Annotated in this window: 23 protein-coding genes; 12 read left to right on the top strand and 11 right to left on the bottom strand. The window is 42.9% G+C overall.

What is annotated here, in order from left to right:
* Positions 1 to 201 precede the first annotated feature (201 nt).
* The 3 genes from FKN16_RS00265 to FKN16_RS00255 all read right to left on the bottom strand — a co-directional run bounded on the left by FKN16_RS00265 (position 202) and on the right by FKN16_RS00255 (position 4,194).
* A complete protein-coding gene (locus FKN16_RS00265; RefSeq protein WP_170901704.1) occupies positions 202 to 1,950 on the bottom strand; it encodes a formate--tetrahydrofolate ligase in 1,749 nt (582 codons plus the stop codon).
* A gap of 236 nt (positions 1,951 to 2,186) precedes the next feature.
* Entirely contained in the window at positions 2,187 to 3,491 is a 1,305-nt protein-coding gene (locus FKN16_RS00260; protein WP_170901703.1) for an inosine/guanosine kinase, read from the bottom strand.
* 232 nt (positions 3,492 to 3,723) lie between these two features.
* Positions 3,724 to 4,194, bottom strand: coding sequence for a CreA family protein (locus tag FKN16_RS00255; protein WP_005397614.1), 471 nt, complete (start codon positions 4,192 to 4,194; stop codon positions 3,724 to 3,726).
* Between the two features lie 262 nt (positions 4,195 to 4,456).
* Here FKN16_RS00255 and FKN16_RS00250 point away from each other — a divergent pair, with 262 nt between their 5' ends.
* On the top strand, positions 4,457 to 4,966 hold the full coding sequence (locus FKN16_RS00250) for a flavodoxin (RefSeq protein ID WP_170901702.1): 510 nt from the start codon (positions 4,457 to 4,459) through the stop codon (positions 4,964 to 4,966).
* Between the two features lie 194 nt (positions 4,967 to 5,160).
* Positions 5,161 to 5,829 carry an HAD-IA family hydrolase gene (locus FKN16_RS00245; RefSeq protein ID WP_170901701.1) on the top strand — a complete coding sequence of 223 codons (669 nt, stop codon included), beginning with the start codon at positions 5,161 to 5,163 and terminating at the stop codon, positions 5,827 to 5,829.
* A 429-nt stretch (positions 5,830 to 6,258) separates the two neighbouring features.
* Here the strand turns inward: FKN16_RS00245 and FKN16_RS00240 are convergent, their stop codons facing one another.
* Positions 6,259 to 7,689: a methyl-accepting chemotaxis protein gene (locus FKN16_RS00240; RefSeq protein WP_145535020.1), complete on the bottom strand. Its 1,431-nt coding sequence runs from the start codon at positions 7,687 to 7,689 to the stop codon at positions 6,259 to 6,261.
* A gap of 568 nt (positions 7,690 to 8,257) precedes the next feature.
* On the opposite strand from FKN16_RS00240, the gene FKN16_RS00235 reads away from it, so the two are divergent.
* Positions 8,258 to 8,860 (top strand): ACP phosphodiesterase, encoded by a 603-nt coding sequence (locus tag FKN16_RS00235; protein ID WP_170901700.1) that lies wholly within the window; start codon positions 8,258 to 8,260, stop codon positions 8,858 to 8,860.
* A gap of 67 nt (positions 8,861 to 8,927) precedes the next feature.
* Entirely contained in the window at positions 8,928 to 10,187 is a 1,260-nt protein-coding gene (locus tag FKN16_RS00230) for a DEAD/DEAH box helicase (RefSeq protein ID WP_170901699.1), read from the top strand.
* Positions 10,188 to 10,214: 27 nt separating this feature from the next.
* Here the strand turns inward: FKN16_RS00230 and FKN16_RS00225 are convergent, their stop codons facing one another.
* Entirely contained in the window at positions 10,215 to 11,003 is a 789-nt protein-coding gene (locus FKN16_RS00225) for an EAL domain-containing protein (protein WP_152814655.1), read from the bottom strand.
* Between the two features lie 185 nt (positions 11,004 to 11,188).
* Positions 11,189 to 11,821, bottom strand: a complete 633-nt coding sequence (locus FKN16_RS00220) for a hypothetical protein (protein WP_005395531.1) — start codon at positions 11,819 to 11,821, stop codon at positions 11,189 to 11,191.
* A 186-nt stretch (positions 11,822 to 12,007) separates the two neighbouring features.
* On the opposite strand from FKN16_RS00220, the gene FKN16_RS00215 reads away from it, so the two are divergent.
* The 3 genes from FKN16_RS00215 to FKN16_RS00205 all read left to right on the top strand — a co-directional run bounded on the left by FKN16_RS00215 (position 12,008) and on the right by FKN16_RS00205 (position 13,530).
* Positions 12,008 to 12,250 (top strand): DUF2164 domain-containing protein, encoded by a 243-nt coding sequence (locus FKN16_RS00215; RefSeq protein WP_005395529.1) that lies wholly within the window; start codon positions 12,008 to 12,010, stop codon positions 12,248 to 12,250.
* 174 nt (positions 12,251 to 12,424) lie between these two features.
* Positions 12,425 to 12,964: a cytochrome b gene (locus tag FKN16_RS00210; RefSeq protein WP_012842319.1), complete on the top strand. Its 540-nt coding sequence runs from the start codon at positions 12,425 to 12,427 to the stop codon at positions 12,962 to 12,964.
* Positions 12,961 to 13,530 carry a YceI family protein gene (locus tag FKN16_RS00205; RefSeq protein WP_005395526.1) on the top strand — a complete coding sequence of 190 codons (570 nt, stop codon included), beginning with the start codon at positions 12,961 to 12,963 and terminating at the stop codon, positions 13,528 to 13,530. The genes FKN16_RS00210 and FKN16_RS00205 overlap by 4 nt, the downstream gene beginning before the upstream one ends.
* A gap of 138 nt (positions 13,531 to 13,668) precedes the next feature.
* Here the strand turns inward: FKN16_RS00205 and focA are convergent, their stop codons facing one another.
* A complete protein-coding gene (gene focA, locus FKN16_RS00200; protein ID WP_012842317.1) occupies positions 13,669 to 15,120 on the bottom strand; it encodes a formate transporter FocA in 1,452 nt (483 codons plus the stop codon).
* Positions 15,121 to 15,424: 304 nt separating this feature from the next.
* Between focA and FKN16_RS00195 the strand changes: the two genes are divergently transcribed.
* Together FKN16_RS00195 and FKN16_RS00190 are read left to right on the top strand one after the other, a co-directional pair.
* Entirely contained in the window at positions 15,425 to 16,330 is a 906-nt protein-coding gene (locus FKN16_RS00195) for a LysR substrate-binding domain-containing protein (protein ID WP_005395522.1), read from the top strand.
* 442 nt (positions 16,331 to 16,772) lie between these two features.
* Entirely contained in the window at positions 16,773 to 17,255 is a 483-nt protein-coding gene (locus FKN16_RS00190; protein ID WP_005395520.1) for a DUF1097 domain-containing protein, read from the top strand.
* Between the two features lie 151 nt (positions 17,256 to 17,406).
* Here FKN16_RS00190 and FKN16_RS00185 read toward each other — a convergent pair whose 3' ends face one another.
* Positions 17,407 to 19,041 carry an ATP-dependent endonuclease gene (locus tag FKN16_RS00185; RefSeq protein ID WP_012842315.1) on the bottom strand — a complete coding sequence of 545 codons (1,635 nt, stop codon included), beginning with the start codon at positions 19,039 to 19,041 and terminating at the stop codon, positions 17,407 to 17,409.
* 271 nt (positions 19,042 to 19,312) lie between these two features.
* On the opposite strand from FKN16_RS00185, the gene FKN16_RS00180 reads away from it, so the two are divergent.
* From FKN16_RS00180 to FKN16_RS00170, 3 genes are all read left to right on the top strand, one after another.
* Positions 19,313 to 21,055, top strand: a complete 1,743-nt coding sequence (locus FKN16_RS00180) for a bifunctional UDP-sugar hydrolase/5'-nucleotidase (RefSeq protein ID WP_170901698.1) — start codon at positions 19,313 to 19,315, stop codon at positions 21,053 to 21,055.
* A 624-nt stretch (positions 21,056 to 21,679) separates the two neighbouring features.
* Positions 21,680 to 22,699: a TerC/Alx family metal homeostasis membrane protein gene (locus FKN16_RS00175; RefSeq protein WP_145535040.1), complete on the top strand. Its 1,020-nt coding sequence runs from the start codon at positions 21,680 to 21,682 to the stop codon at positions 22,697 to 22,699.
* A gap of 278 nt (positions 22,700 to 22,977) precedes the next feature.
* The gene (locus FKN16_RS00170; protein WP_005376351.1) at positions 22,978 to 23,169 is read left to right on the top strand and encodes a hypothetical protein; all 192 of its coding nucleotides are present in this window, start codon (positions 22,978 to 22,980) and stop codon (positions 23,167 to 23,169) included.
* A 191-nt stretch (positions 23,170 to 23,360) separates the two neighbouring features.
* On the opposite strand, the gene FKN16_RS00165 is transcribed toward FKN16_RS00170, so the two are convergent.
* The 3 genes from FKN16_RS00165 to FKN16_RS00155 all read right to left on the bottom strand — a co-directional run bounded on the left by FKN16_RS00165 (position 23,361) and on the right by FKN16_RS00155 (position 26,961).
* Complete coding sequence (locus tag FKN16_RS00165) at positions 23,361 to 23,918, bottom strand: alkylphosphonate utilization protein (RefSeq protein ID WP_005395511.1); 558 nt, start codon at positions 23,916 to 23,918, stop codon at positions 23,361 to 23,363.
* A 289-nt stretch (positions 23,919 to 24,207) separates the two neighbouring features.
* The gene (locus FKN16_RS00160) at positions 24,208 to 24,417 is read right to left on the bottom strand and encodes a YgdI/YgdR family lipoprotein (protein WP_041853072.1); all 210 of its coding nucleotides are present in this window, start codon (positions 24,415 to 24,417) and stop codon (positions 24,208 to 24,210) included.
* Between the two features lie 135 nt (positions 24,418 to 24,552).
* A complete protein-coding gene (locus tag FKN16_RS00155; RefSeq protein ID WP_170901697.1) occupies positions 24,553 to 26,961 on the bottom strand; it encodes a VolA/Pla-1 family phospholipase in 2,409 nt (802 codons plus the stop codon).
* Positions 26,962 to 26,972 lie beyond the last annotated feature (11 nt).

Raw genomic sequence — 26,972 nt, 5'->3', positions numbered from 1 at the left:
TAGGCCGTGCATCAAATTGGCGCAAGATTATAGGGAAGGGGAGAAAATAAGTATGGATTTACAATGTAAAGTGAGGATAAAACAGTAAGATAAAGATAATCAAGCACGCCTCTTCGTCTGTTCAAAGTGAGTGGATATAGAAGTAAACCACTCACTCTTTAAACGTGCTTCCTTTATAGTCAACTATACGTTGACGTTACACTAAGAGAGACCGACGATATTTCCTTCATCATCAAGGTCTAAATTCATAAATGCAGGTTTATCAGGCAAACCTGGCATCGTCATCACCGTGCCTGATAACGCATACACAAACCCAGCGCCAGCACACAGACGTAACTCGTGGATAGGGACTGTAAAACCTGTCGGCGCGCCTTTGACAGCGGAATCTGTTGTTATCGATAGTGGGGTTTTCGCTATGCAAACCGCTAAGTTGTTAAAACCTAGATTTTCAAAATGGTTGAGCTGTTCAGTAGCAAGGGAACTCATTTCTATATTGGCGGCACCATAGCCAGCTTCACACACAGCCATAAGTTTTTCGTGTAACGATTGTTCTTTATTGTATAAAGGACGAAACTCTGTAGGCTGGGTACAAGCGTCAATAACATGTTGAGCTAACTGAGTTGTGCCTTGCCCGCCTTGCGCAAAAGCGGTGCTGATAGCGACTTTAACTTCCGGATTAAATTGCTGAACCAGCTCTTTAAGTATTTTAAGCTCTTTCTCACAATCTTGCGGGAACTGGTTAATAGCGACAACAGCTGGAATGCCATATTTATGAACGTTATTAATGTGCCATTTTAAGTTTTCAAATCCCGCTTCCAACGCTGCTTGGTCTGGATTAAAAATGGAATCTGGAATGACCATACCTGGTCGTAAATCGTAGTGTCCAGAATTTGCTTTGAGGCCGCGTAATGTCGCTACTATCACTACACAATCTGGCGCCTTGCTGGCGGCGGCAGCTTTAATGTTACACGCTTTCTCAAATCCCATATCTGAGCCAAACCCCGCCTCTGTTACAGTGTAACCTGATAGTTTTAGCGCGATATCGTCGGCAATAATAGATGAATTTCCATGGGCGATGTTTGCAAACGGGCCTGCGTGAATCAACGTAGGAACACCTTCCAGAGTTTGCATCAGTGTCGGTGCTATGGCCTCTTTTAATGTCACAGCCATTGCTCCTGCAACTTGCAGATCCTCCGTGGTTACCGGGTTTCGGTTCAAATCGTACGCTACGACAATTTTCCCAATACGCTGACGTAAATCTTTCAAATCTTTAGCCAGTGCAATGATAGCCATTAACTCAGACGCGGCAGAAATATCGAACCCTTCGTCGCGTTCGTATCCATTGATGACTTTTCCTGGCTCATTTAACCCAATTTTGACTTTACGTAGTGCACGATCATTATGGTCCATTACTCGTTTCCAAGTAATGCTTGCCGTATCGATTTTAAGTGCCTTTAATCCAGTACGTGCTTCAAAGGCATCATAGCCTTCGCGCTGTTCATGATACAAGCGAGCATCAAGCGCGGCTGAAGCTAGATTATGCGCCGCCGTCACCGCATGGATGTCACCAGTAAGGTGCAAGTTCAGTTCTTCCATTGGAGCAACTTGGGAATAACCACCGCCAGCAGCACCGCCTTTAATACCGAATACAGGCCCCATAGAAGGTTGTCTAATACATGCGATAACGGATTGTCTAAGCTTAGCTAAACCTTGCGCCAGTCCGACTGTTGTAACGGTTTTTCCTTCGCCAAGTGGGGTAGGAGTGATCGCAGTAACAAGCACAAGCTTACCGTTATCATTCTCTTTGAGCCGCTCCAAACATTTTGGATGGACTTTGGCTTTGTGCTTCCCGTGAGTGTCATATTCTTCGGGTAGTAACCCTACTTTTTCCGCAATAACATCAATAGAAGAAAGTGGTGTGTTTCGGCAAATTTCAATATCTGACTGCATGGATAATCCCTAAAGTGACTCGCAGGTAGTGTTGAAAAACAATCTGAGTTGGAGCAAGTATTATTGTTGGGCAAACGTTTGCTCGGTGATGGTACTGTTTCGATTCGGTATGTAAAGAGTTTACTGCTCTATACTGTGCTACATACTAACAAAATCTACTAATTACTGCGCCAGATCAAAACAAAAAGGCCACCAAATGGTGACCTTGATGTATTTTTAGCTTTAAAGCTGTGATCTTAACGATCCCAGTAAGTTTCTTCTAAGCTGTCTTCTCGTTCAGGAAGTGCTCGCGATAGGCGAGGAGAGTGTTGCGTCAACACTTCATAGCTTACTCGGTTTGCATATTTACAGATCTGAGAAAGTGATGAGTAAGTCAAACAGCGTACTTCGTGCTTTTCTGAGTTAGGCACTTCTTTTTGATGGAAAGAGTTTGCAGCCATATCGTGCAGTAAAGCAGAAAGCGCCGCATCACCTGCGCCGTTGGTGTTCTTAATCTCTAGTGGACCACCTAGGTAAGGACCAATGTAAGAGTATACCTTCATTGGCTTCTCACTATCTCCTTTACGCATCGCACGACTAAATTCGTATTGGTTAAAGGCTTCAATTGAGCCTTCAAGAATGTCGTGTGTGGTTTCTCGTTTTACTTTTTCGTCAGTGTAACCTGCCATGTATAGGCCATTTGGCCCAGCAGTACATAGAACAAGATCGACCCACTCAAGTGCTTTATCAGCAGCCGCTAGCGGTTCTGTCTCGCCTGTTAATGCGGCGCCTTCTTCTTCATTCATTGCAACAACAGATATGTTCTCGCGAATGTACTCTTGCCACCACTGCGCGTTACCTTCGATAACGTACTTTGTGCCTAAAGTCAGTACAACAGGGACATCGTGCTTCTTGGCAAAGTCGATCGCTTTTTGGACCGCTTTCGGCATTGGATCCTCTTCTTTACCGCGCATTAGGTAAGAAGAAACAACCAGAGCTGATGCTTTCTCAAAGATCTCTTCAGGAATGCTTTCCGGAAGTAGTTGGTTCATGTGACCTTCATTGATAGCAAATGTGCGTTCGCCATCTTGAGAAATCAGGGTATAACAACGACCAATAGGACCATCTACCGTTTGTAGGTGGTTGAGGTTCATGCGTGAAGACGTGCGGCAAAGGTAGCGGTAAGCAAAAGAACCGACTTGAATGTTCTTGGACATCACACCGAGCAAAACGGATTTGCTATCCGCCAATACTGAGTAATTGTGCAGAGTGTTGCCAATCGTGTCACCTGGGTATTGGTGTGTGATCAGGCCTTGCTCAACCAGTTCTTCGTAAAGTGCATCTGCTTTGCTTTCTTCAAGAACGAGTGAATGTCCTTTACTTAGGTTGTATTTTTCTAAAAACGCATCATCTACACGCGCTTCGATATCTACGATGGTTTGACCGACACCAACAATAGTTGGGCGATATAGCTTAGGCGCTTGTCGGATTTGGTTTACTAATGGATCTCGAGCGTGAGTTGGGAAGTAGTGTTTAGATTTACGCTGACCAGGAAACTTCATGCTTGTTCTTGAGTGAGAAAAAAAAGAGGCGGGATTGTATCACAAAAAAATGAAAATCGTGGCGTTTTATTACAAAGAAGTTTGCCCGCTGAAAAAATCAGCGAGCTGGAGAAATTGCGACCAAGATAGCCTAAATTACTGATGCTTATAGTACTGCAATTGGTCGCTTTTCAGATTGTTGAGCGGTTATTCTCTTTAACAACGAGCTTGGAGCTACCCAAAATTAGCCGCGTTACTTTTTAACTTCAGTTGGCTCAACGTAAGCCTTGGTGCCCCAAAGTGGAACCGTCGATAGGCTGTGCTTAAAGCTACCGTCTGTCTCTTTTGTTGTGTAAGACAGGTAGAGTAAGGTTTGGTTGTCTGCATCATAAATTCGGCGAACCTTCATTGTTTTGAAGAAAATACTTTTTGACTTCTTAAATACAATTTCGCCAGACTTGCTTTTATCTATTTTTGCAATCATTTCCGGTGTGATTTCGCCAGTCTGACGACATGATATTGAGCTGTCACTTGGATCCGCCAAGCTAAAATCGGCTTCGATAGAAGCGATGTGACACGTAACCCCCGTAACTACCTCGTCTTTTAATTCACCTACTTTGATGTCTTTCAAAGTAAACCAACCGAGTCCTACATCAGCAACATCGTTATCTGAACAGCCAACCAGCGTAGTAGCAAGCAATGCACTTAACAGCATCTTTTTCATTATTTTTGTCCTTAACTAGGAAAGATATTGATGAAATCTATCAGAGGTTTGCAACTAAAACAAAATTTAGCCAAGGAAAGGTCTACGTACGCTAGGTTTGTTGTGGGCTTCATGCTAATGTACTGCTCTAAACGAAATGATGAGTTAGAGTGACCATACTTTCTCCCAATATGACTTTATATCGCTTGTCGCTCTGTCTAAGCTTCACTCTATGTGAGAATGAAACACTTTGCACATTTCGTTTTGCAACTAAGGTATCAAAATGAATGAACAACAGTTAGCCAGTATCGAGCGTAAAAATACATGGCTGTATGATCTGGTTGAAGTTGAATTTCCAACACCAGAGAGTCTGAAAGGGCGTGATGTCTATTTCAAAGCACTAGAACAAGCAACCTATCAAGTGGTCGACAAAGACACGCTACTTGAAAGTAATTCTGAATTTAGCTCTGACGATATTTTTCTGGTCGATTTTCACCGACTTACTATCATGTTTTCTGTCCTGCAGTCTCAGCGTTGGGATCAACAGCACGATAAAGATATGATTGTAGAATATCTCACTCAGATAATTCTAACGCCAGATTTTGAATTATATGTTGGTTTTAAAGCTGGAGCTCCAATTGGTGCCGCTGTTATTAGCCACCTTGAAGGAAACACGCTTATCTCTGATGTCGCGGTTTCTGAATCAAAATACAAGAGTTCGTTTGTGGCGGATCTTGCTAAAAGACTAAGTACCGAACACAAGCTTTTAGATTCGGTGATTATTGAAAGCTAATTTGCGCACTCAAATGCATAAAAAGTAAAGCAAGATGACGATAGGTGATCTTGCTTAGAAAAACTGTAATTGCTCCCCTCTATTTCCATGAAATGCCAAGCTCGTCGTTTCAACAATCCCAAACTTAAATAAGATTAAGCCAACATTTTTAAAATCAGCTAGGGCATTAGCCTTTAAGATGTCTGGAGATGGCTATGGCAATTACCAATATTAAGTGCGTGATATTTGATTGTGATGGTACGTTGGTCGATAGTGAACGATTGTGTTGCCAAGCTCTCGTCAATGTATTTAACCTGCATGGCGCAGAATTAACGATGGAAGAGTGCGTTTCTCATTTTAAAGGAGGAAAGCTCGCTGACATCCTTTTAGATACTAAAGAGCTGAAAAATATCAAAGTCCCTATTGATGTCTTAGAGCCGCAATACCGTGAAGAAGTCCAGTCTCTTTTTGTTCGCCACTTACAGCCGATGGATGGCGCAAAGCGATTAATTCAGTTTTTAGATTCGCATAATATCGAATATTGTGTCGCGTCCAATGGGCCGAAAGATAAAATAGAATACGCATTGGAGTTAACAGGATTGCTCGATGCTTTCCAGGGGAAAGTGTTCTCTGCATTCGATGCGAATAGTTGGAAGCCTGAACCTGACTTAATTATGTACAGTGCAATGAGCATGGGCTTTTTACCGAGCGACTGTCTTTATATTGATGACACACCTAAAGGCGTAGAAGCGGGATTAAACGCTGGCATTAAAACCGTACAGCTATTTAATGGTGAGGCAATCAATCGTGTTGATGATGAACGCGTAATTCGCATTCAACATTTAGATGAATTAAAAGAGCAGCTATTTAGCTGCTCTGTTTAATCTCTTAATGGCACACCGTACTTAAGCTATGGATATGTTTAAGTTTGGACTGTAGGTAAGGGGTTTGATGTAGGCATTGGATGGATGAGAAGCTTTTTGTATGAAATCCGCAAGCAGCGCATGTGAATTTCTCTCCATCCGATGAAATGAGATATTCATCCCCCTGGCAGAGAGGGCAACTTAGGTTTTCGATGTCTTTTGTATCTTTGTAATTATTCATATTGTTTTCCAGCAGCAAATTGGAATTGGCAGGATTAAGCATAGCGGAACGCTCTGTTTATGAACATTATTTCATCAGGTACAGCGAGAACTTGAGATTCACTTCAAATATCCACTTGTGTGTAGTAGAAAATATCGACGATAACGGCTGAAAACGGTTTAAAGAAAAAGGCTCCTGAGGAGCCCTTGTTGATCATAAATGCTGCAAAGTTATGCTGTGCGGTAGCGTTGTAATACCTCACCAAGAGACACTGACGCCTGAGTGAGACTAGCTACCCCTACGGTAGATTGCTCTGCAACTTCTCTGATTGTGCTCGACTGGCTGCGAATTTCTGAAAGCTCAGATGCAATATCGTTGGCGACTGCGCTTTGTTCTTCTGCTGAGGTGGAAATTTGGATACTCATGTCCATCAATGAGCGTGCGGATTCAGCAATGGACGTCACATCATGACCAATTTCATCAATAAGCTGGCTACTGGTTTGCGCTTGTTGAACGGTTCGATCAGTGATTGAAGCAATGTTCTGGCTTTCGGCTTGTAGTTTCTCAATCATGGCTTGAATTTCTACTGTTGCCTGTTGAGTTCGGCTTGCCAATGTACGCACTTCATCAGCAACCACAGCAAATCCACGACCTTGCTCCCCGGCGCGTGCCGCTTCAATTGCCGCATTCAGAGCCAATAGGTTGGTTTGTTCTGAAATGGCATTGATCGTTGTGATAACGTCATTAATCTGCGTCGTGTTTTCATTTAAATTGGTTACTGATGTGGAAGCCTGTTCAATATAGCTGGATAACGTCTCAATTTCTCCAATCACATTTTGCACGCGATTTCTGCTTAGCTCGATCTTTTGAGCATCCTGATCGGATTGCATCGTCGCTTGTTGGGAAATGCTGGATACTTCTTTTGCAGAGGCTGTCATTTCTTCCATTGCTGTCGCGACGGAATCGAGTGTTTGATATTGATGAGATATCTGCGTTTCGCTCAACTGCATATCTTTTTCGAATGCAGAAGATGTCTCACTCAATGTAGCCGCATTATTTTTCACACTGTTAACCAGTTCACTTAAGGTGTCCATAGATTTATCTAACGCGCAACCAATGGTGCCAAACTCGTCTCGGCCAGGATGAAAACCAAGGCGAGAGGTTAAATCACCTTCACCAATTTTTTCGGTTGTCGTATATAAAACCCACAGGGCGCCTCCTATAAAGGTCGCAACCCAGTAAGAGAAAAGGGCAAAAGGAACAACCCATAAAAAGCTGAGTAACAGAGAGGTTAAGGCTGACGACTTTGCAGATTCGTATTGCGCGGATACGTTTTGAGTCAACTTAATCACTTCGCCAGAATGCAACTTTGCATAAGCGGTGACAGAGCCATCAACAAAAGAGCTCTCGCTTACGCGACTTGATTTCGATACGCCGTCAATTTGTGGAACATGACCTGGTTGAGCGTCAACAATACCAGAAAGTTTCGCTTCGCTAGCAGAAATCGCTTGTTGTTTAAATTGTTGTATTTCATTGAAGTAGCGGCTTCCAGCCACAGAAGTGAGGGCTACTAAAAACAGCAGGAATATAACCCACATTTTGTCGTTGATAGACATCTTGATAAACAGCCTGTCTATCGTTCTAAACTCAACTTCTCTCATTTAAAGCTCCATTAGAGATAAAAGATATTGACCAAATCTATTGCTATATCGAAACAAAATATGCGAAGTTAATCAGCAAAATATGTAACGAAAACTAAATTTAGTTTAAGAAATGAGATCTAAGGACGCCTATAACGGTATGTTATATCTTTAAATTGACATAAATATTGATAAAAGAGCTAGTTCTCTGAAGTGCTAAGTAGATATGAAATCTGGTTGCAAACGTTTACTTTTGATTCTGCTCATAGGTTTTTAAATCTTTACTTCTCGCTGTCATGAATGTGTCATATAAAGACTATAAAAAGGAGCTGTTGACGTGGAAATGGCAAGGCCAAGCCGTCAGCAAGTACAAGCAAGAGAGCTTAAAATAAAGGAGGTCACAATGAGCGACCAATACCAAAACGATGAGAGCCTAGAGCTGCTAGATGCGCTTGAAATTGGCATTATCTTGTCGGAATACGTTGGCTCAGACAACGAAGCCGAATAGCGGAACACTCTCATCTCGTCGTAATAGACGTTATACTAGGTTCATGTCACACCAAGCCTTAAAGGCCAAAACTGGCGTCGGATGAACTTTCTAGCCCACCTGCATATCGCAGACCACTGTAACAGCCATTTATTGGGAAACTTGCTTGGAGACTTCGTAAAAGGGGATCCAAGCAAGCTGTATGAACGTGATATCTCGAACGGCATCAAATTACATAGATTTGTTGACCGCATTACCGATCACCATCCTATTGTTAACGAATGCAAACCTCACTTCAAAGGTACTGCGCGGCGCTTTGCCCCTATCGCTCTCGATATGTTCTGGGACCATTGTCTTGCAAAACACTGGGACGACTTTTATGCCGTATCTCTCGAACACTTTGTCGACTCGGCATACGAGCGAGTAAACCGTGACGTTGATGAACATTTGCCGCCGCGTTTTTTGGTGCTCCACAGCCGGATGTGGCAAGGTCGATGGCTTCAGTCATACCAAGACCTGGATAGTATCGAATTTGCATTACATCGAATGTCGCAAAGAAGTCCGAGAATGGCTGACCTTACTACAACATTTAAAGTGATTGAGAGTGATTACACAGTATTGGAAGAGAAGTTCTCGACACTCTATCGAGACGTTTTACGTCAGTCGTATGATTTTCAGCAACAGCTTATTGATTCAGCCCAATGAGATAGAAAAGTAGTATGGCTATTGGGGCTCTGGTAAACTCTGCGCTCCAAAAATAATGAGGTTACACATGTCTGTTAATTTTGCTGACTTAGGCATTGAACAAAAGCTAATCGAGACGCTAAGCGATCTAAATATCGTGACGCCAACACCAGTGCAAGAAAAGTCTATTCCACATGTCCTTGAAGGAAAGAACTTACTTGCTGCTGCACAAACTGGTACGGGGAAAACAGCTGCGTTTGGTTTACCTATTATACAAACCGTTCAGCAAAAAAAACTCAACGGCACGCCTCAAGCATTGATTTTGGTTCCAACACGCGAGCTTGCGCAGCAGGTATTTGATAATTTGAATCAGTACTCTGCACAAACAGAACTTCGCATTGTGTGTGTTTATGGTGGTACAAGCATTGGCGTACAAAAGAGGAAGTTAGAAGAGGGCGCTGATATTTTGATTGCAACACCAGGCCGCCTTTTGGATCATCTGTTTAATGGCAACGTAAACATCTCCAAAACCAGTATGCTCGTTCTAGACGAAGCCGACCGTATGTTAGATATGGGATTCTGGCCTGACTTGCAACGCATCTTCCGACGTTTACCCGCCGAAAAACAGATCCTGTTATTCTCTGCGACATTTGAAAAGCGAATAAAAACTATTGCGTACAAACTCATGGAATCGCCGGTTGAAGTTGAAGTGTCACCAGCAAACACGACGGCTGAAACGGTAAAACAGATGGTTTATCCGGTAGACAAAAAGCGTAAACGTGAATTATTGGCGTACTTGATTGGCTCGCGCAATTGGCAGCAAGTGCTTGTATTTACAAAAACTAAGCAAGGTAGCGATGAGCTAGCAAAAGAGCTTAAGTTAGATGGCATAAAAGCGGTTTCAATTAACGGGGATAAGTCACAGGGTGCGCGTCAAAGAGCGTTGGATGAGTTCAAACAAGGTAAGGTGCGTGCGTTGATTGCGACAGATGTAGCAGCACGAGGGCTGGATATTCAAGAGTTAGAGCAAGTGGTTAACTTTGATATGCCATTTAAAGCCGAAGATTATGTCCACCGTATAGGCCGTACTGGCCGTGCAGGAAAGTCAGGTTTAGCTGTCTCTCTAATGAGTCGGGATGAAGAATATTTATTGCATGCTATCGAGAATTTGCTTGATCAACGCCTACCGCAAGAATGGTTGGCAGGCTTCGAGCCAAGCCTTATAGAAGAAGTCGAGCCTGAGAAAAATGGTAGTGGACGCCGTCGAAGCCGTTCATCAGAGAAGCGTAAGCTAAAAGCAAAATTAGCGATTCATAAGAACCGTGGTAAATCACGTAACTCTCGCTAAACCGCACAAACTTTTGTTCTTACATAGTCAGGCTGTTTTTGCCTCTTCATAAACGTCTAACGTTTGCGGGATAGCGAGTAGGTATCCTTGATACATATCGAAACCGAGTTTTTTCATTAAGTTAAGTTGATGCTCGGTTTCAATTCCTTCGATAACGGTTTTAGAACGCAACGTTCTTGCTAGTGATAATGCATCGACTAGAGCTTTCCAGTCACCATTTTCGTATCTCAGCATTAACGAGCGATCCATCTTTATTATGTCTGGACGAACGCCTTTCACTCGTTCAATTGTTGAAGCATTGACGCCATAATCGTCGATCGCCAATTTAAACCCGCCTTGGCTTAATTCACGAGCTGCTTGCGACAAAGAGGACTCGTCTTCTACGTTCAACTCAAGCAACTCCATGACGATTTGTTCATTTACTAAATGAGATTGATAAATGGTTTGTTTTAGCAGCCAATTGTACGTGATGTCTCTGGCTAGTATTTTTGCTGCTTCTGGTAATACATTAAGAAACAGTTGTTTATTGTGAAAGTGAGATTGGGCAAAGTTTTTGATATGAATTAGGCGACTTAAGCGTTCAACATTGAGTAGGTCTTGAGCGGCAATGGTTTTTGATTGGAAAAACTGATCTGGCCTGATCATGGCGCCATTAGCATTGGTAATTCTTACTAGTGCCTCAAGTCCAACGATAGAAATATCTTTTTTATATATAGGTTGAAAGACACTTCGAAGAGTGAGCTTTGCGTATTTCGCAATATATTGCCCGTCGGCTTGTTTGCGGATGCAACTAAGGAGTTGCGAGGTGCTCATCATTGTTACAACAACCTAAATCAATGCTTCTACATCAGCGCTATCGCGCTAATTTTTATTTCATTGGCAGTGAATCTAAGTGGGCTCATGAACTCAAGCAAGAATGATGGTAAAAGATGATTAGATTTGTCGAGTGATATCAAACAAATTGATGAAATGACTGACAATCTTCCTAATGCAATTTGATGTTACCATTGTAGTACTGCATACAGTTGTAAGTATTTTCTGACCAACTGTTGTTTGTTCGAGCGACGTAAAGGATGACCAAACTTAATGTAACAAGGACTAATGCCAAATCGAGTGTCTAACGATTGCGTGAGCTGTGATTCGCTGGTGTACAGCGTGATGCCTTGCTCCGTGTATTCGTTGATCTGATCGGGCAGTTCACCCATCCACCAATGAAGCAACTCTCGGCTCGTTTTACTGCGACTGATCCAATGATCACAAACTAAAAAGAGTAGATCATTCGGTTGCAGCGCATAACCATATTCGCTTTGCCATTCCGTAATTGATGAGAGTAAGTTTTCTCGACAAGATTTTCCCGCACTGACCATATGGTGGCTCAGGACCCAAACCGTGCCTATTTCAGATGAAATACGGTAGTGATGAGGAAGGTCCGGCGTATTTAAAACTTCAATTGGTTTTACCACGCTGTTGTATCCGAAGTGACGGAAAGTGTGTTCCATTCTTCTTGAAAACGCGAGACCAAGATGATGCTCACTCATGCCTTGGTTATGTACCGCAGGGTAATGCTTTTCACACAGCTTAAGACAGTCGTCTTGAAAATCATTAACACTTTGAATCACTAGGTCGAGTAGCAAAGAATATCCCTTAATAATTAACAAAACGAACTGCAAAAGGTTAGCATAGTCTTTTGAGAATAGACTAATTTACTTCGGCAACTTCTTGATCTAAACACCAAATTTCTCACAAATGATCGCGCCTACTCTTTAAGAGAGCAAGACGATAGAAGCACACATAGAACAAAATTCTGAAAAAGGGCAAAGATGATAAAGTTAGAACGTGCACAAAAAGAAACGCTGGCAACCGCCATTCAAGATTATATGCAGGACGAACTAGATGTTGAGATTGGCCAGTTCGATAGTGAATTTCTTATTGATTTCATTACAGAAAAACTAGGGCCAATTTATTACAACAAGGGGGTGGAAGATGCAAAATCACTGGTTGAACGTAGAATGTTAGAAGTGTCCGAAGAGCTGTATGAGATAGAACAAGAAGTTAAGCTGTAAGTTTCAGTTTTATAAACGATTTAAAGTTCCTTCAAAAAATTCGAACAACTTGATAGATACGGTGCCATTGGCTGGATGTAAATGATGGTAAATAATCTGTTTCATATGACGTAAATAGGTTAATGTAGTGTTTCTTGCTCAACATTAACTTAGGAATATATCTAGGAACTTGAGATGGATACACTGGTAAAGAATTACAACCTTACTGCACGCGTGATGCACTGGTTATCTGCGCTGTGCATTATTGGTCTATTTGCAGTGGGTTTGTGGATGGTCGACCTTAGCTATTACAGCGAATGGTATCGAACTGCACCACATTACCATCGCTCTGTCGGTATTTTACTCGCTATTTTAACTTTGGCACGCATTGTATGGAAACATGTTACGGCGTCACCAAAGGTAGAAGGCAAACCTTACGAAGTGCTTGCTGCTAAAGCGGCGCATGGTGTTATGTACCTACTATTGGTCACCATCTTTGTTTCAGGTTACCTCATTTCAACGTCTGATGGACGCGGTATCGAAGTGTTTAATTGGTTTACCGTGCCAGGAGCGGGAGAGTTATTCCCAGGACAATCAGACATAGCGGGTGAAATTCACTTCTACGCAGCTTGGGCCGTCATCCTGATAGCAGGTTTGCACGCTATTGCTGCGCTAAAACACCACTTTATCGATAAAGACAACACATTAAGAAAAATGTTAGGAGCTTCAAAATGAAAAAGTCACTCTTCGCTACAGGATTAGCTATCGCTATGGCACTACCATTTGGTGCGCAAGCTGCAGATTATGTCATCGATACCAAAGGTGCTCACGCTTCAATTAACTTTAAAGTTAGTCACTTGGGTTACAGCTTCATCAAAGGTCGTTTCAATACATTTTCTGGTGACTTTTCTTTTGATGAGAACAACATTGCTGATTCAAAAGTGAATGTTGTTGTTGATACAACTAGCTTAGACTCCAACCACGCTGAACGTGACAAGCACATTCGTAGTGGTGACTTCATTGATGCTGGTAAATACAGCGAAGCGACCTTTAAAAGCACAAAAGTGGTTGATAAAGGCAATGGCAAGCTAGATGTAACTGGTGATCTAACGCTACACGGTGTTACTAAGCCTATTACTATCGAAGCTGAATTTGTTGGCGCAGGTAGTGACCCATGGGGTGGTGAGCGCGCTGGCTTCGTTGGTAACACTCGCCTCGAGCTTGCTGACTTTGATATCCCAGTAATGGGTGCTTCAAGCTATGTTGATATGGAACTTCATATCGAAGGCGTTAAGAAGTAACGAACTTCTTTTAGATACAGTAAAAGCGCTCTTCAACGGAAGAGCGCTTTTTTATTACCTCAATCACAATCGACAACATTGGCAAGCCAGTCAGTGACAGCGATTGAAAGCCAACAGACGTTGCAAGCGTTTAATGAATTACGCTGTTTCTAACTCGTTTTTTTCTACTAGGTTTAAACGCTCACCAAAAATCGGGCGTAGTGCTTTTAATACTTCAGTACGAGTAACAACACCGACCATCTGGCCATTTTCAAGTACAGGAAGTACTTGTGGCTTGCTCACTTTGATGCTTTTTGCGCGTTCTTCTAAAGATAAAGACGTCATGCGAGTGGCGATGCCCATGCTGCTCGTTGGGTACAACTGCTCTTTATCGATACATAGGAACTCGACAACATCAACGAGACGGTCACCAGCATCAATTGCGACCACATCGCGGCTCATGATGTCGACGACTTTTTGGTCTTTCACCGGAATGTAGTCCTCACACCATAGTTCTACCATCACATCGTGAGCAGAGAAGAAGCCAACCAATCGATTTTGTACGTCTACAACAGGTGCGCTAGTTACGTTGTTATCAAGTAGCACATCCAGTGCGATTGCTATCGGGGTTTCTGCACTGATGGTAACTGGTTTTGGGTTCATAATGTCTTTAACAAAAGATGCGTTTTTCATGGTGAAATCCTTAACTGACGAGAGTGTTGTAGTCGTTGTGATAGAAGAGATATTCGCTGCTTTTAGTTCTGGTCGGCGAAAAATACACCAGTTTGCAAGACCAACTAAAACCGCTCCGCCGACGATGTTGCCAAGCGTGACAGGAATTAAGTTAGCGGTAATAAAGTGGCCAATATTTAAGTCTGCGTACTGTGAAGCGGGCACACCGACGGAGGCCCAAAAAGACTCAGGTGCAAAATTCGCGATAACAATGCCAAGTGGAACCATAAACATGTTCGCGACACAGTGTTCAAAGCCACTGCTGACAAACATGGCCACAGGCATGATTGTCATTGCTGCTTTTGTCATTGCATTTGCAGAGCTAAACGTTAACCAAATCGCGAGGCAGACCAATAGGTTACAAAGGATGCCGAGCGCAAACGCCTGAATGAGAGTGTGATGAAGCTTGTGCTGCGCGATGTTAAGCGCATTTAACCCCCATTGACCGCTATCCATTTGATAAAGACCAGCTGCAGTAACTAGCGCAAGTAGGAACATCGCACCAATGAAGTTGCCAACGTAAACCTTGCCCCAAATAGAAAGCATTTTTCCGAACGAGATTTGCTTATTGGCCCATGAGATACTGGAAAGAACTGAGCTGGTAAATAGTTCACCGCCGCAGATCACGATGAGGATCAAGCCCATACTAAATGCTAATCCGCCAGCAAGACGGCTTAAGCCCCAACCAGCGCCAGCGCTGCCAGTAGTCACCGTGATGTAAAACAAGAACGCCAATCCAATGAACGCGCCCGCCATGATGGCAAGACTCAGTGTCATACTGCTGGTTTTGTTTGCTTTACTTAACGCAAATTTTTCCGCTTCAGCCATCATTTCTTTTGGAGAAAAGTACTGGTGATTTTGAGAGCTGGTCACCGCCATATTGACTCCTTAATTTGTAATCGCATAAAAATTCCTTGGTTATTAACTCAAAAATGAAATTGTTGTTTTTATTTAGAAGCCTCAATGACTTCAGTCTCAAAGTCATTGAGGCTTGCGGTGTTCCCGAACCGCACAGTCAGAATAAGGAGAAGGGTTTGGTAGGTAAAATTGATAATATTTAGAAACCTCATCAAATTAATTGATAACTTTATGCGGCTAGGTAAAATGAACTCTATTGCTTATTGGGGCATGTTTTTAACGATTGTGAGGGTATGAAAAATACTCACCAATAATGGAGGACACTTTGCGCTACTCACTTAAGCAATTAGCGGTTTTTGACGCAGTTGCAGATACCGGCAGTGTAAGCCAGGCCGCAGAGAAACTGGCTTTGACACAATCAGCGACAAGTATGTCGCTTGCGCAATTAGAAAAAATGCTTGGCAGGCCTTTATTTGAGAGGCAGGGCAAGCAAATGGCGTTAACCCATTGGGGTATGTGGCTACGACCAAAAGCAAAACGCTTATTACAAGACGCACTGCAGATTGAAATGGGCTTTTATGAGCAACATTTGTTAAGCGGTGAGATTCGCATGGGCGCGAGTCAAACTCCGGCAGAGCATCTGGTTCCAGACCTTATCAGTATCATTGATAATGACTTTCCAGAAATGCGTATTTCCCTTGGTGTTCAGAGTACAAAAGGGGTTATTGATGGCGTATTAGATTATAAATATGATTTAGGGATCATCGAGGGGCGTTGTGACGATAACCGTTTGCACCAAGAAGTCTGGTGCCGAGACCATCTTACTGTTGTCGCTGCTTCTCATCATCCTTTTGCTCGCAATCAATCTGTAAGCCTCGCTCAGTTAGAACAAGCGAAGTGGGTGTTGAGAGAGCATGGCTCTGGCACACGAAAAACATTTGATAGCTCTATTCATCATCTTATTGAAGATTTGGATGTATGGCGAGAGTACGAGCACGTTCCGGTGTTACGCAGCTTAGTTGCTAACGGCCAGTACCTTACTTGTTTACCGTATTTAGATGTAGAGCGATATATAGAAGCGGGTCATCTTGTTGCGTTAAATGTGCCCGAGCTAAAAATGGAAAGGACACTTTCATTTATATGGCGAGCTGATATGGCAGAAAACCCACTAGTCGACTGCATTAAACGAGAAGGTCTGCGAATGATGAAAGGTAAGCCTTCGGTATTATAAGTTACTACTCAATACACGCAATAAACTCTAGAAGCACAGCAATGCCACTCGCTTAATTGGGAGTGGCATATTTCTATGTACAGTATACTGAACTTCGAAGAATAAGCGTGATTCAGGAGCTTTTATGCACTCACTTGGTGAACCATGATTCTGCACGCCGATATTAGCTTCCAGTCTCGTTAAAGCTTGCTGGAGTGACCTATTGGAACTGTCCTACACACATCCTTTTTTACCGAGTATTAGAAATACTCATTCCCTAAATCTGTTGATTTATCGGTTGCGTCAAACTTTTAGTGCAAGTCATGAAATTGTTATAACCTTATTGTGATCATTATCACCGATAAACAAGACTGATGTATCTAACATGTGTCCTTGATTTCAATGTATGAAGGCAGTTATTGAGCCATATGGGTACGATAATAGCCAAGCAGGTACGACTACCATGACGACACTTTTAGCTATCTCTATCACTACTGGAATTTTATCTGGCGTATGGGGTTGGATCGCCATTTCTTTAGGTTTGCTTTCTTGGGCTGGTTTTTTAGGTTGCACGAGCTACTTTGCTGCGCCAACTAGCGGATTGAAAGGACTTGGTATCAGCTTAATCACTAATATGACGGGTGTATTCTGGGCAATGGTAATTATCCACGGTTCAACTTACGTTGGTTTGGAAATTATCGGTTATGTGATTACCGCTATTGTGGCATTTTTCATGTGTATTCAAGCGAAACAGGCTTGGCTCGCGTACATTCCAGGCACTTTTATTGGTTCCTGCGCAACATTTGCCGCTGATGGAAACTGGCAACTTGTCATTCCATCTTTGCTGCTAGGTGGTGTGTTTGGTTATCTAATGAAAGCGACTGGACTTTGGTTGCATACGAAATCAAGCACTACTTCTTCTACGCTTGCTGAGCAAGCACAGTAGTGAACCCCCGATCTTATTTGTATCCACTGTGTATTGAGTTTTATCCCTCTCAATACCTTTAATCAAAATTAATGATGTTTGATACAAGCACACCAATTTGGTGTGCTTTTTTTGTATTACAAGACAAGGTGTGAGTGTGAAATACTCTAACTCATGTATTGCCGTTTGCCATGGTGACAACGCGCTTAAGTGTCCAACGCAGAAGTACAGGAATGCACTCCATACCTCTCTCTTCACAGTGAGATACAATGGCCAAAGCTAAGTCCGGTTTTGCATGCTTTTTCAAAACACGGTTTACGACTTTTTTAGCTGGGATAGGGTGATCATGAGGAACTTTGATGATGTCCTTAAAGAAAAGTTCAAACCCATGATTATATAGAAAATGTTCGATATCTCGATCAGGTAACTCTGTAAGTCTATGCCTTTCCTGATCATGATCGAGTTGCGCTCTCACGGCATGCGCGTACTTTTTACCTGCCGGGTCACCATCGGTAACAACATGCCAGTCGATACCGAACTCTTTTGCTACTTTGATCAGTGACTTCAGTCCTGACTGTGCAAATTCAACGATTTGAACTCCTTCCGCAGCTAAGTCATATCCACATTGACGAGCCAATTCATGAAATAACCAAACTTCAGTTTCGCCTTCTACGAGCAACCAACACCGTGCAAACAACGCCCCTGAGCGATGAAAACGAATGTGAAAACCAATTCGGCGTAACTCATCTCTACCAAACTTGGCAGAGTTTAAACTTTTGGCAATGGTTCGGTCTGACAAGCGAATCAAACGTCGGATTGAATAAAGTGGAACCGAGCCAAGTAACGTACCGCTGTTGGTAGTTAAAATCTTTTGCATTGGCAACAACTGCAATAATGACCACGCTCTAGCGAGATGAGTTGGGTGTAGTCGGCCTTCAGGGTCCTCGATAATCAGTATCGGTCTTGCGCAGCGTCTTAAATCGGTAGGGCCTTTTGCTTGAAGGTAAGCATTGAGAAGCCCCATTAAAAGCAAACGGCTTTGTTTATCATTTGTTTCCTTAAGGAATTGACTTAATCCTTTATCAGAGGAAGGGCTCGTATAAAAAAGACCATCACGAGGTTTTCGTGGGTTACCTTTGCTGACGCTGCGGAACGCAAAATAGTGTTCGACAAGTGTTTGCATTGAATCGAGACTACTGCGAATCTCACCCTTGTTTACGTGCCCAGGCATCGCCAATAGCCGTCGGCAGGTGTTGTTGATTCGTTTTTCAATCCGAGCATTTTTGCTGTCGCCGTTGACGTGGTTTAAATCTGGGAAGCGTCGGGAGTCTCGTAGGCGGATAACAGGGTGAAGAGTCATCAACTCTACAGCGAGTTTCTCAGAGTGGTGCAGTTTCTTCGGCTTGCCGTTATGATCCAAAAATGCGTATTCAGTTTTAATATCATACTCGTCGCGAGACGCACTAATTCGATAGTAAATGACCTGCTCACCATCCTCGTTTGTGCACCATGCAGGTTTTATCCGTCGATAACGCCCGGCTTTTACTTCGTTCTTGTCTTGTGCTTTAAAGCAAACAATGATCTGCAAGTGTTGGGTTTGTGGATGAGAAATTGAGTAATCAACGTGAAAATCTTTTAGTTCGAATTGATATAATGAGCCATTAGCAGGTAGCGCGATAGAAAGGGCATCGAGCAATGATGATTTGCCCCACGTATTCTCACCGATGAGCGTAGTGAGTTCGTCAAAAGAGAGTGAAAGGCGTTTGATGCCTCTAAACCCGGAGATTTCGATGCGTTCTAGTCTCATCTCAATCCTCCTTGCAATTATTTGAATTATAGAGAGTTATTTTGCTACTCCTAAGCATATATTAATTCGAAATATTGGAGTTAAGCTCAGTTCACAAAATTACGAGAGCCCCTTACTGAATAGAGACCGCAACAAGCGACGCTTACTTTCAAAAGTAGTGTAGATAGCATCGTGATCACTTAAACATGAAATCAAAAAATCACAGTTTCATAAAATTCATGATTCTGTCATGATTCACTTCTTATTATTATAAGGAATGAAAAGAGAGAAGATGAAGATGAATAACAATCATAAGCCAGTGAGAATCAAACTGGCACACATCAATGACACACATTCCTACTTTGAGCCAACGTCATTACAGTTAAAGCTTAAGATCAACAAAGAACTCACGTTAGAGCCATACGTGAGTGCAGGCGGGTTCTCTCGCATCGCAACCCGAGTAGAGCAGCTACGAGACGACGCGCAACGTCAAGGGCATGGGATGTTATTTCTCCATGCTGGAGACTGTTTCCAAGGCACACTTTATTTCTCATTATTTAAAGGTAAAGCCAACGCCGATTTGTTGAATGCGTTAAAGATTGATGCGATGGCGTTAGGCAACCATGAATTGGATATGGGTAATGAACCTGTTGCCTTATTCTGTCAACGCACTCAGTTTCCATTGCTTGCTGGTAACTGGGATCTATCAAATGAATCGCTTCAAAAGCCTCACCGAGTCAGCGATAGCAACAATGTGTATAGCTATCAAACGGAGACACAAAGCGCACAATACATCGTCAAAGAGTTTCATGGTGAGCAGGTTGCGATTTTCGGATTATCCATTGATAAAATGAGCGATATCGCGAACCCAGATGCAGATACGCCATTTAAGTCTGCAATTGAAACTGCTAAGGCGACCGTAAAACAAATTCACTACTCTGGTATTAAAAATATCATTCTTCTGAGCCACTTAGGTTATGAAGGCGATTTAGAGTTGGCTGAACAAGTTGAGGGGATTGGTATTATTGTTGGTGGACATAGCCACCGACTGCAAGGCGATTTCTCATCAATAGGTTTAGGGCAAGATGACCCTTATGGTGTCAAAGTAAAAGATACCTACGTTGTGCAAGCGGGCTTTCATGCTTTGACTATGGGGCACTGCGTCATTGAATTTGATGAAAACGGCAAAGCAACCATGCTGAGTGGTCAAAATGAACTGTTACTTGGCCGACGTATTTTTTGGGACTCGACACTAAATCAACAGCTTGACCAAGGCGTATTCGAAACCGCGTGTGACTTTATCCATGGTCAACCTAATGTGGTGGTCTGTAAGAAACACCCAGAGACTCAAGCGATCCTAAGTGATAAATACATCCCTCGGGTAAGGCAGTTACAGTCACAAGTCATTGCCAGTATTGACACCAAAAAGCGTCATGTGCGAATCCCAGATGAGTTTGGTGAGAGCGAGCTGGCTTCTTCTGTTGCTCGTTCATTTTTGTACAGCCTAAATAAACGCGGGCATGAGGTTCAATTTGCGATTCATAATGCGGGTGGCGTGCGAACATCATTGAATCCTGGCAACATCACAGTGGCAGATATTGCCGGACGGTTGTTGCCTTTTGCCGTTCCGATCGGCTTTTACGACGTAAAAGGCAGTGCTATTCGCCGAGCACTTGAAGGCGCCATAAACAATGCACTCAACAATGATGTGGAAGGTACTGGCTCTGGCAGTTATCCATACACTTACAATTTAAACTTTGAGTACCGAGCTGATGCCCCTAAAGGTGAAAGAATTCAGTCATTAGCAATTTTTGATGGTCAACAATGGGTCGACGTTCAAGACGACACCTGGTATCGAGGCACTTCCTCCGCTTATACCATGAAAGGGAAAGAAGGTTACGATGCGCTACTGGAGATGAAAGGCGAGGGGCGTGTAACCAACTTATCCATGGCAGACTGTTTTATTGAACTTCTGACCGATGAGCCAAACTGCTTGAATCAAAATCACAAACTTTATACACAGCAACACAGGTAGTAGATATTGGTATCGATTTTGCTGTCTTTCAATTGCTACATGCGATGATGAGGGTGGCAGTATGTGGAATAAAGATTGGACAGATACGGCAGTGGTGGTTGCTTGGGTCGCAATTTGGTCAACGTTAGTTTACTTTGTACCTTTGAGCGGCTTTTGAATTGCTAATAACACGGAAGTTAGGAAAGGAGCAGTTATGCTCCTTTTTTTGTGTCTATGTTCTCAGAGACATCGCTCCGACTCTTAAATGTATCACCTTGAGTCACTTGCTGATCTTTACATCTAACAAAAGTTCACGAGGTTGAACCAATTCCTTTGTTTTTATATTTCTTTCTGATTTTTAATAAGAATTTTATTTCGATTGGACAAAGCTTTTTTGTTGGAAAGCGTTACATTCGGCGTTATCATTGCGGCGTTTGGGGAGTAGTTAGCGCAAGTTTACTTATCGTCATCTCGTTAAGCATCAGCTTATCCGGTAAGTAAAGGTGTTGCGTGATTCATCCACGCCGACACTTCAACGAGACCAACGCATTCATTGACTGGCAGCACATGATTACTATGTGACTGCTTGTTGTTATTGTCTGCGGAAGGTCACCAAACTCATGCCCTTCCGCCATGGGAGGAAGCATGTCTCTTATCGAAAGTACCACCCAATTGAGCCAATCGGCACCACTTCAAGAGTCATTAGCGATGTATGGCGCTTTTGGTCTTTTTACGCTTGTTCTTGTTGCGCTTGATATCTATCAAACGCGTGGTGGCGTTATAACGATGAAAAAAGCCATCCTTTGGAGTGTTTTCTGGTTCTTACTTGCCTTTGTTTTTGCAGGTTCTATCTATTTATTCTGGGACTTTTACGCACCGCACAGCACTTATACGAACGATAAAGCAACGGTTTCATTCTTAACAGGCTACTTACTAGAGAAGTCGCTAAGCGTGGATAACTTGTTTGTGTTTGCCATCATCTTTGCACAATACAGTGTGCCGGAGCATTTGCGTCCGCGAGCGCTGCTTTGGGGCGTGATTGGTGCGTTAGTTCTACGGGCTATCATGATTGCGGTTGGTGCTCAGTTACTTGCGCAGTACCACTGGGTGTTGTACCTCTTTGCCGCATTCCTTATTTGGACAGGTATTAAGCTTGCTCGCGACAAAGGTGAAGCAGAAGAGGTTAACCCATATCCTGAGCAGTTTATACGCAAAATATTGCCAGTTACGGATGATTACCAAGGAAATCACTTAATCTTAAAGCAAGCTGGTAAGTGGGTGGCAACACCAATGCTGATCGTAGTCGGTGTAATTGCAGTGATGGATGTAATGTTTGCACTGGATTCTATACCTGCCATATTCGCGGTAACACGAGAGCCATTTTTAGTCTTAGCCGCGAACGTGTTTGCACTGTTGGGTTTGCGATCTTTGTACTTTGTTCTGCAAGCGATGTTAGACAAGTTTGTGTACTTAAAACCAGCATTATCGGTGATCATGATGTTTATCGGTGTAAAGATGTTATTGGTGGGAACAGAGTATGAGATTCCGACAACGTGGTCACTCACATTCTTAATCGTTGTGATGACATCAGCGGTTGTGGCATCGCTCCTCAAAAATAAGTCGAACAGTCGCTCTAGCGTTAAAATTACTAATCAAAAAATATAAGTAAAGCGCTAAAAATAAAATAAATAACGAAACTTAATGTTAAAAATATGTTGCAACTTGAGGTGTACTTATGCAGGTAACGTTAAGTTATTCAACATAATTAAACAGTTTCTGACTATTTATGCTGTTATTATTCATTTGTATTTTTGATGTTTGTAATGGACTTGTTTTATTAGATAATCTAATCCGAATGGGTAAAATTTGTCATTTCTTAAACAATAAGAAACTGACTAATATACAACCAACAAAACAGACTACTGCTTTAAAGAGAGGCAATCATGGCACAAGCAATGCAAATGACAAATGTAGCTTTACCAACCTCTATGGATAAGAAAACCTACGCGGTTAACTTCAAAGGACTGATTGCTCACTTACTAGACATTCTATTCGTAGATAATACTGCACCACGCAGTTACTATGCGGAAGATTTGTCAGCTCACATTCAAAAAGATATCGGTATGTACCGTTAATCTTGAAATAATGAATGAAAATACCGGCTTATAAGCCGGTATTTTTTTAGCTGCTCAAACGCGAATAACGGAGCTAGAACTCTATACAGAGTCAATACCGGAGTAGAGGAGCTTATTCCAAATTGGTGTTCATTAGAAATGAAAACGGGGCACTAATAGTGCCCCGTTTTGACTTGTAGAGTAATACGATATTACTTCTTACGGCAGTATTCTGCGATCACGTACATTGACTGACCGCCATTTGCCTTGCCCGAAACTAGTTTCGGATCATCACCAAGGCTGATACCACGGATCACTGTGCCTTGTTTGATTACTTGGTTAGTGCCTTTAACTGGTAGGTCTTTGATTACCGTTACATCGTCACCTTTCTTAAGTTCAGTGCCGTTGCAATCCAACGTTTTGTCATCATCAGACATACCCTTCATCGCCCAGTTCATTTGCTCTTCTTCCATGTACATCATGTCAAGAGCATCTTGAGCCCAGCTTTCAGAGTTTAGGCGAGTGAGTTGGCGCCATGCTGTCACTTGTACTGCAGGAACCTGGCTCCACATGCTTTCGTTTAGACAACGCCAGTGGTTAATGTCTTTTGGCTCATCGATCTCACCCAGACACTTATCACAAACCATGATAGCAGTATCAACGGTCACGTTACCGTGAGGTGGGACAGCGTATGCTGTTAGTTGAGATTCAGAAGAACACAGTTCACATTTTGACTCGCAGCGCGCAAGCAGAGTAGCTTCAATAGACATAAGGACTCACCTTAGTAATGTTATTTTGTGGCGGTATTATCCACTTTATCCTGAGAAATAAAAGGGTGTTAGCGAATTAAAGCCGAGATTTTACAATATTCCAACCTGATTAGGGTGAAGATGTAAAATATTCGCTAAACAAATAATACCTGTATATAAGAAAATGCATTGATTGTTTTGAATGATGAATTGGTTGCTTCATTTCTTGAGGAAGTTAGAGGTTCGTTGGGAGTATTAACTGCGCTCAGAAGTATGGGGAGAGCCCTCTAAATACATAGAGGGCATGTTGCTAGCGTTCAATAATCTGCACAATTTGATCTTTTGAAATGCTCATTTCTTTCCCATCCATGTCTTCATACTCGTACATACCCGTTTCTTCGTTAAGGTCTGGTTTACCGTAAGAAGTAATAATTTTTCCTTCATTTGTCGACATAAGATATTGGCTACTTCCGCATGCAGCAAGAAGTAAAGCAGTGGCCATTATAGTGAATATGCGCATAGAGTTTTCCTTTCAAACAAGTAAGTTAGGTACGACACCGATTTAACTATAGCAAAGGATATACGGGACGGTTTTTTATGATAGAGAACGAAAAAGCCCAGTCGAAACTGGGCTTTGGTAAGAGAGGTGATACGATTACTTCAGAACGGAAGTATTAGTCACACCCGTTAAAGTGTCATCCATTAAGAAGTCTGTGTTTTCCATTTGCATCTCAACGTGATGGTCAATATCAGAAAGTGTGCCATTTGGCGAAGCAAAAGTACTGTGCGATGCAGCAGCATTAAACTGTACAAAGCTCGCAGTTGCATTCACAGTAGTGTCCGTACTGTTCACAGTCTTCAATCCTAGCTTATTAGCAAGCGGTTCAGTACCCGCGAATGGTGCATTTGGAACGCTGTTTGGCACTGTGCTATCACCCTCGACCTCGGTCATCAAGAATGGTGTAGTTAGTGAACCAGAAGCGACCAAATCTGAGGCGTTTGTGAACGGGTCGACTGTATCTAGCGTTGTTTGTGCTGCATAGATAAATTGTGAGAAACCAGCTTCTAAAGCTGCGACTTGAGCTTCCGTTGCCGCAGCCTCAAATGCTTCGTAACATGTTTTATCTTCTAGATCCGCACATGATGCATCAGCGTAATTCGCATAGTCTTTTGATGCTGCATAAGCGAGGTTATGTTTGATCTGAGGACCGTAATTGTCTGAACCTAGTAACAAATTACCAATTTGTCCACCAGAGTTCTGTACTGATGCAGAGCTAAAGGTGTACAGCGCATCCGCAGTAGGGCTGCCCAATGTATTGTTTGCTGCTGCGACGGCAGATGTAGCTACAATACCACCAAGTGAATGACCTAGCATTTTGACTTTTGAACCCGTCATTGGGTTGAAGCCTTGCAGAGGACCTCCAGCTAAAAGACCGCCTTGCGCCGATACTACCAAGCTAGCGCGCAAACCTAACACATCCAGAACACTTTGACGTAGATTGTCACGCGCAACGGCTAAGTTGGAAAGATTTAGATAAGCCAGTACATTCGCATTTGCGGAACGTTGTTCATCTAAGCTGCGCGTACCGTGAATAGGTAAGTCAATAGCAATAACAGCCACACCTGCTTTTACCATATTGAACGCGAACGCGTACGCATTCTCTTTCGCTGAAGTGATGCCGTGTTGATAAATCACAACGTCTGTCGCGACACCAGATTTAGGTGTGAAGACAAGTACTTCGACATCTTCTACCGATTTAACGACTGGAACTGGGGAGTAGCGAGTCACAATACGTTCGCTGTCGAGTTGGGTACCATCGCTTAATGTGAGTTTAGCACCCACCAGTTTTAGCTGCTCTGTAGGATCGGTTGCAAGCTTTGTCACGTCAACAGGGTTATTTGCGAAAACGCCGGTTGATAGCTGCTGGACCATGTTCGCTTGCTCGTTCGGATCCGCCAGTGCTGCACTTAGCTTCGCTAGGCTTGGCATCGCAGATACCATTGGCTGCATGTTCCAGTTTGCCCCTTTTTCTAGATAATGAGGCAGTCTGACCACACCTTGAGTCACATTTACATCGGCACCTGACTTCGCATAAAGGCCTTTAATTGCCGTTTTTGCCGCGTCTAGGTCACTAACGTACTTACTAAAGTCATCGTCAGAGTCTAGCGCAGTGCTAAAGTCTTGGGTTGCACCAAGTGTCATCGTGTAGGCTGTTGATAAATCTACTGAACCTTCGTTCGCATCGTTTTTGTAAACGGCGTTTAGTGTATTTGCACCCGTTGAGAAACCGGTTGCAGTTACACCTTTAACCGCCGCCAAAGTGTCACCTACAGACTGAGTGCTGAACCAGGAGGAGTAAACGATGTCGTCAGGGTTAACTTGAGCTAGACCAAAAATGCCTTCCACCGCTTGTGTCACCGCTTGAATAGAAGCAAGAGCACCAGTTTCATAAACGATTTCTTTCGATTTACCTGTCGCGTAACTGGCTGATGTACCGATTGGCTCACCATTCACGTCAGTAACATCTTGTGTTACTGCAAAAATGTACTCGCTTGACTCATCAAGCGCATCCATGAACTGGATATATAGAGAGTTGCCTTTTGCTTGAACAACGTAGTCTTGGTTCTGAACGAGAACTTCTTCGATTGGGTTAGACTTACCATCCCACTCGGTCAAACGTTGATTAATCTTGATGACTTTAATACCAGACGTCAGCATACCCGTTGCAAAGCCATCGCCTTTAAAGTTCAGAACGATTGGCATAGACGTTGACCATCCATCCATCGTATTCATCGAGGCTCTAGGGTTGGTTAAGGCATCATCACCGTCAGTTGGCAGACCAAGCGTGCCATCTGTTGTGTCCATTAATAAGTAAGAGGGCGCAGGTACATCCGCATTCGCCCCTTGAAGCGTAAAGCTGATAGATGTTCCACGGTCGAGCAGTGCTTGGACTTCATCTTCAAATTGAACTTTGTCGGAAGTACCAGAGCTTGATGTATTATCACCACAACCAGCAAGAAGGATTGCAGAACAAAGCATTGATAATTTAAACGTGTGTTTCATTGGTTTACTCC

The organism is Vibrio sp. 11-4(1), from assembly GCF_013048625.1.
GTDB lineage: Bacteria > Pseudomonadota > Gammaproteobacteria > Enterobacterales > Vibrionaceae > Vibrio > Vibrio diabolicus.
The sequence above is the reverse complement of the archived record's forward strand: the minus strand, read 5'-3'. Positions and strand labels throughout refer to the sequence as shown.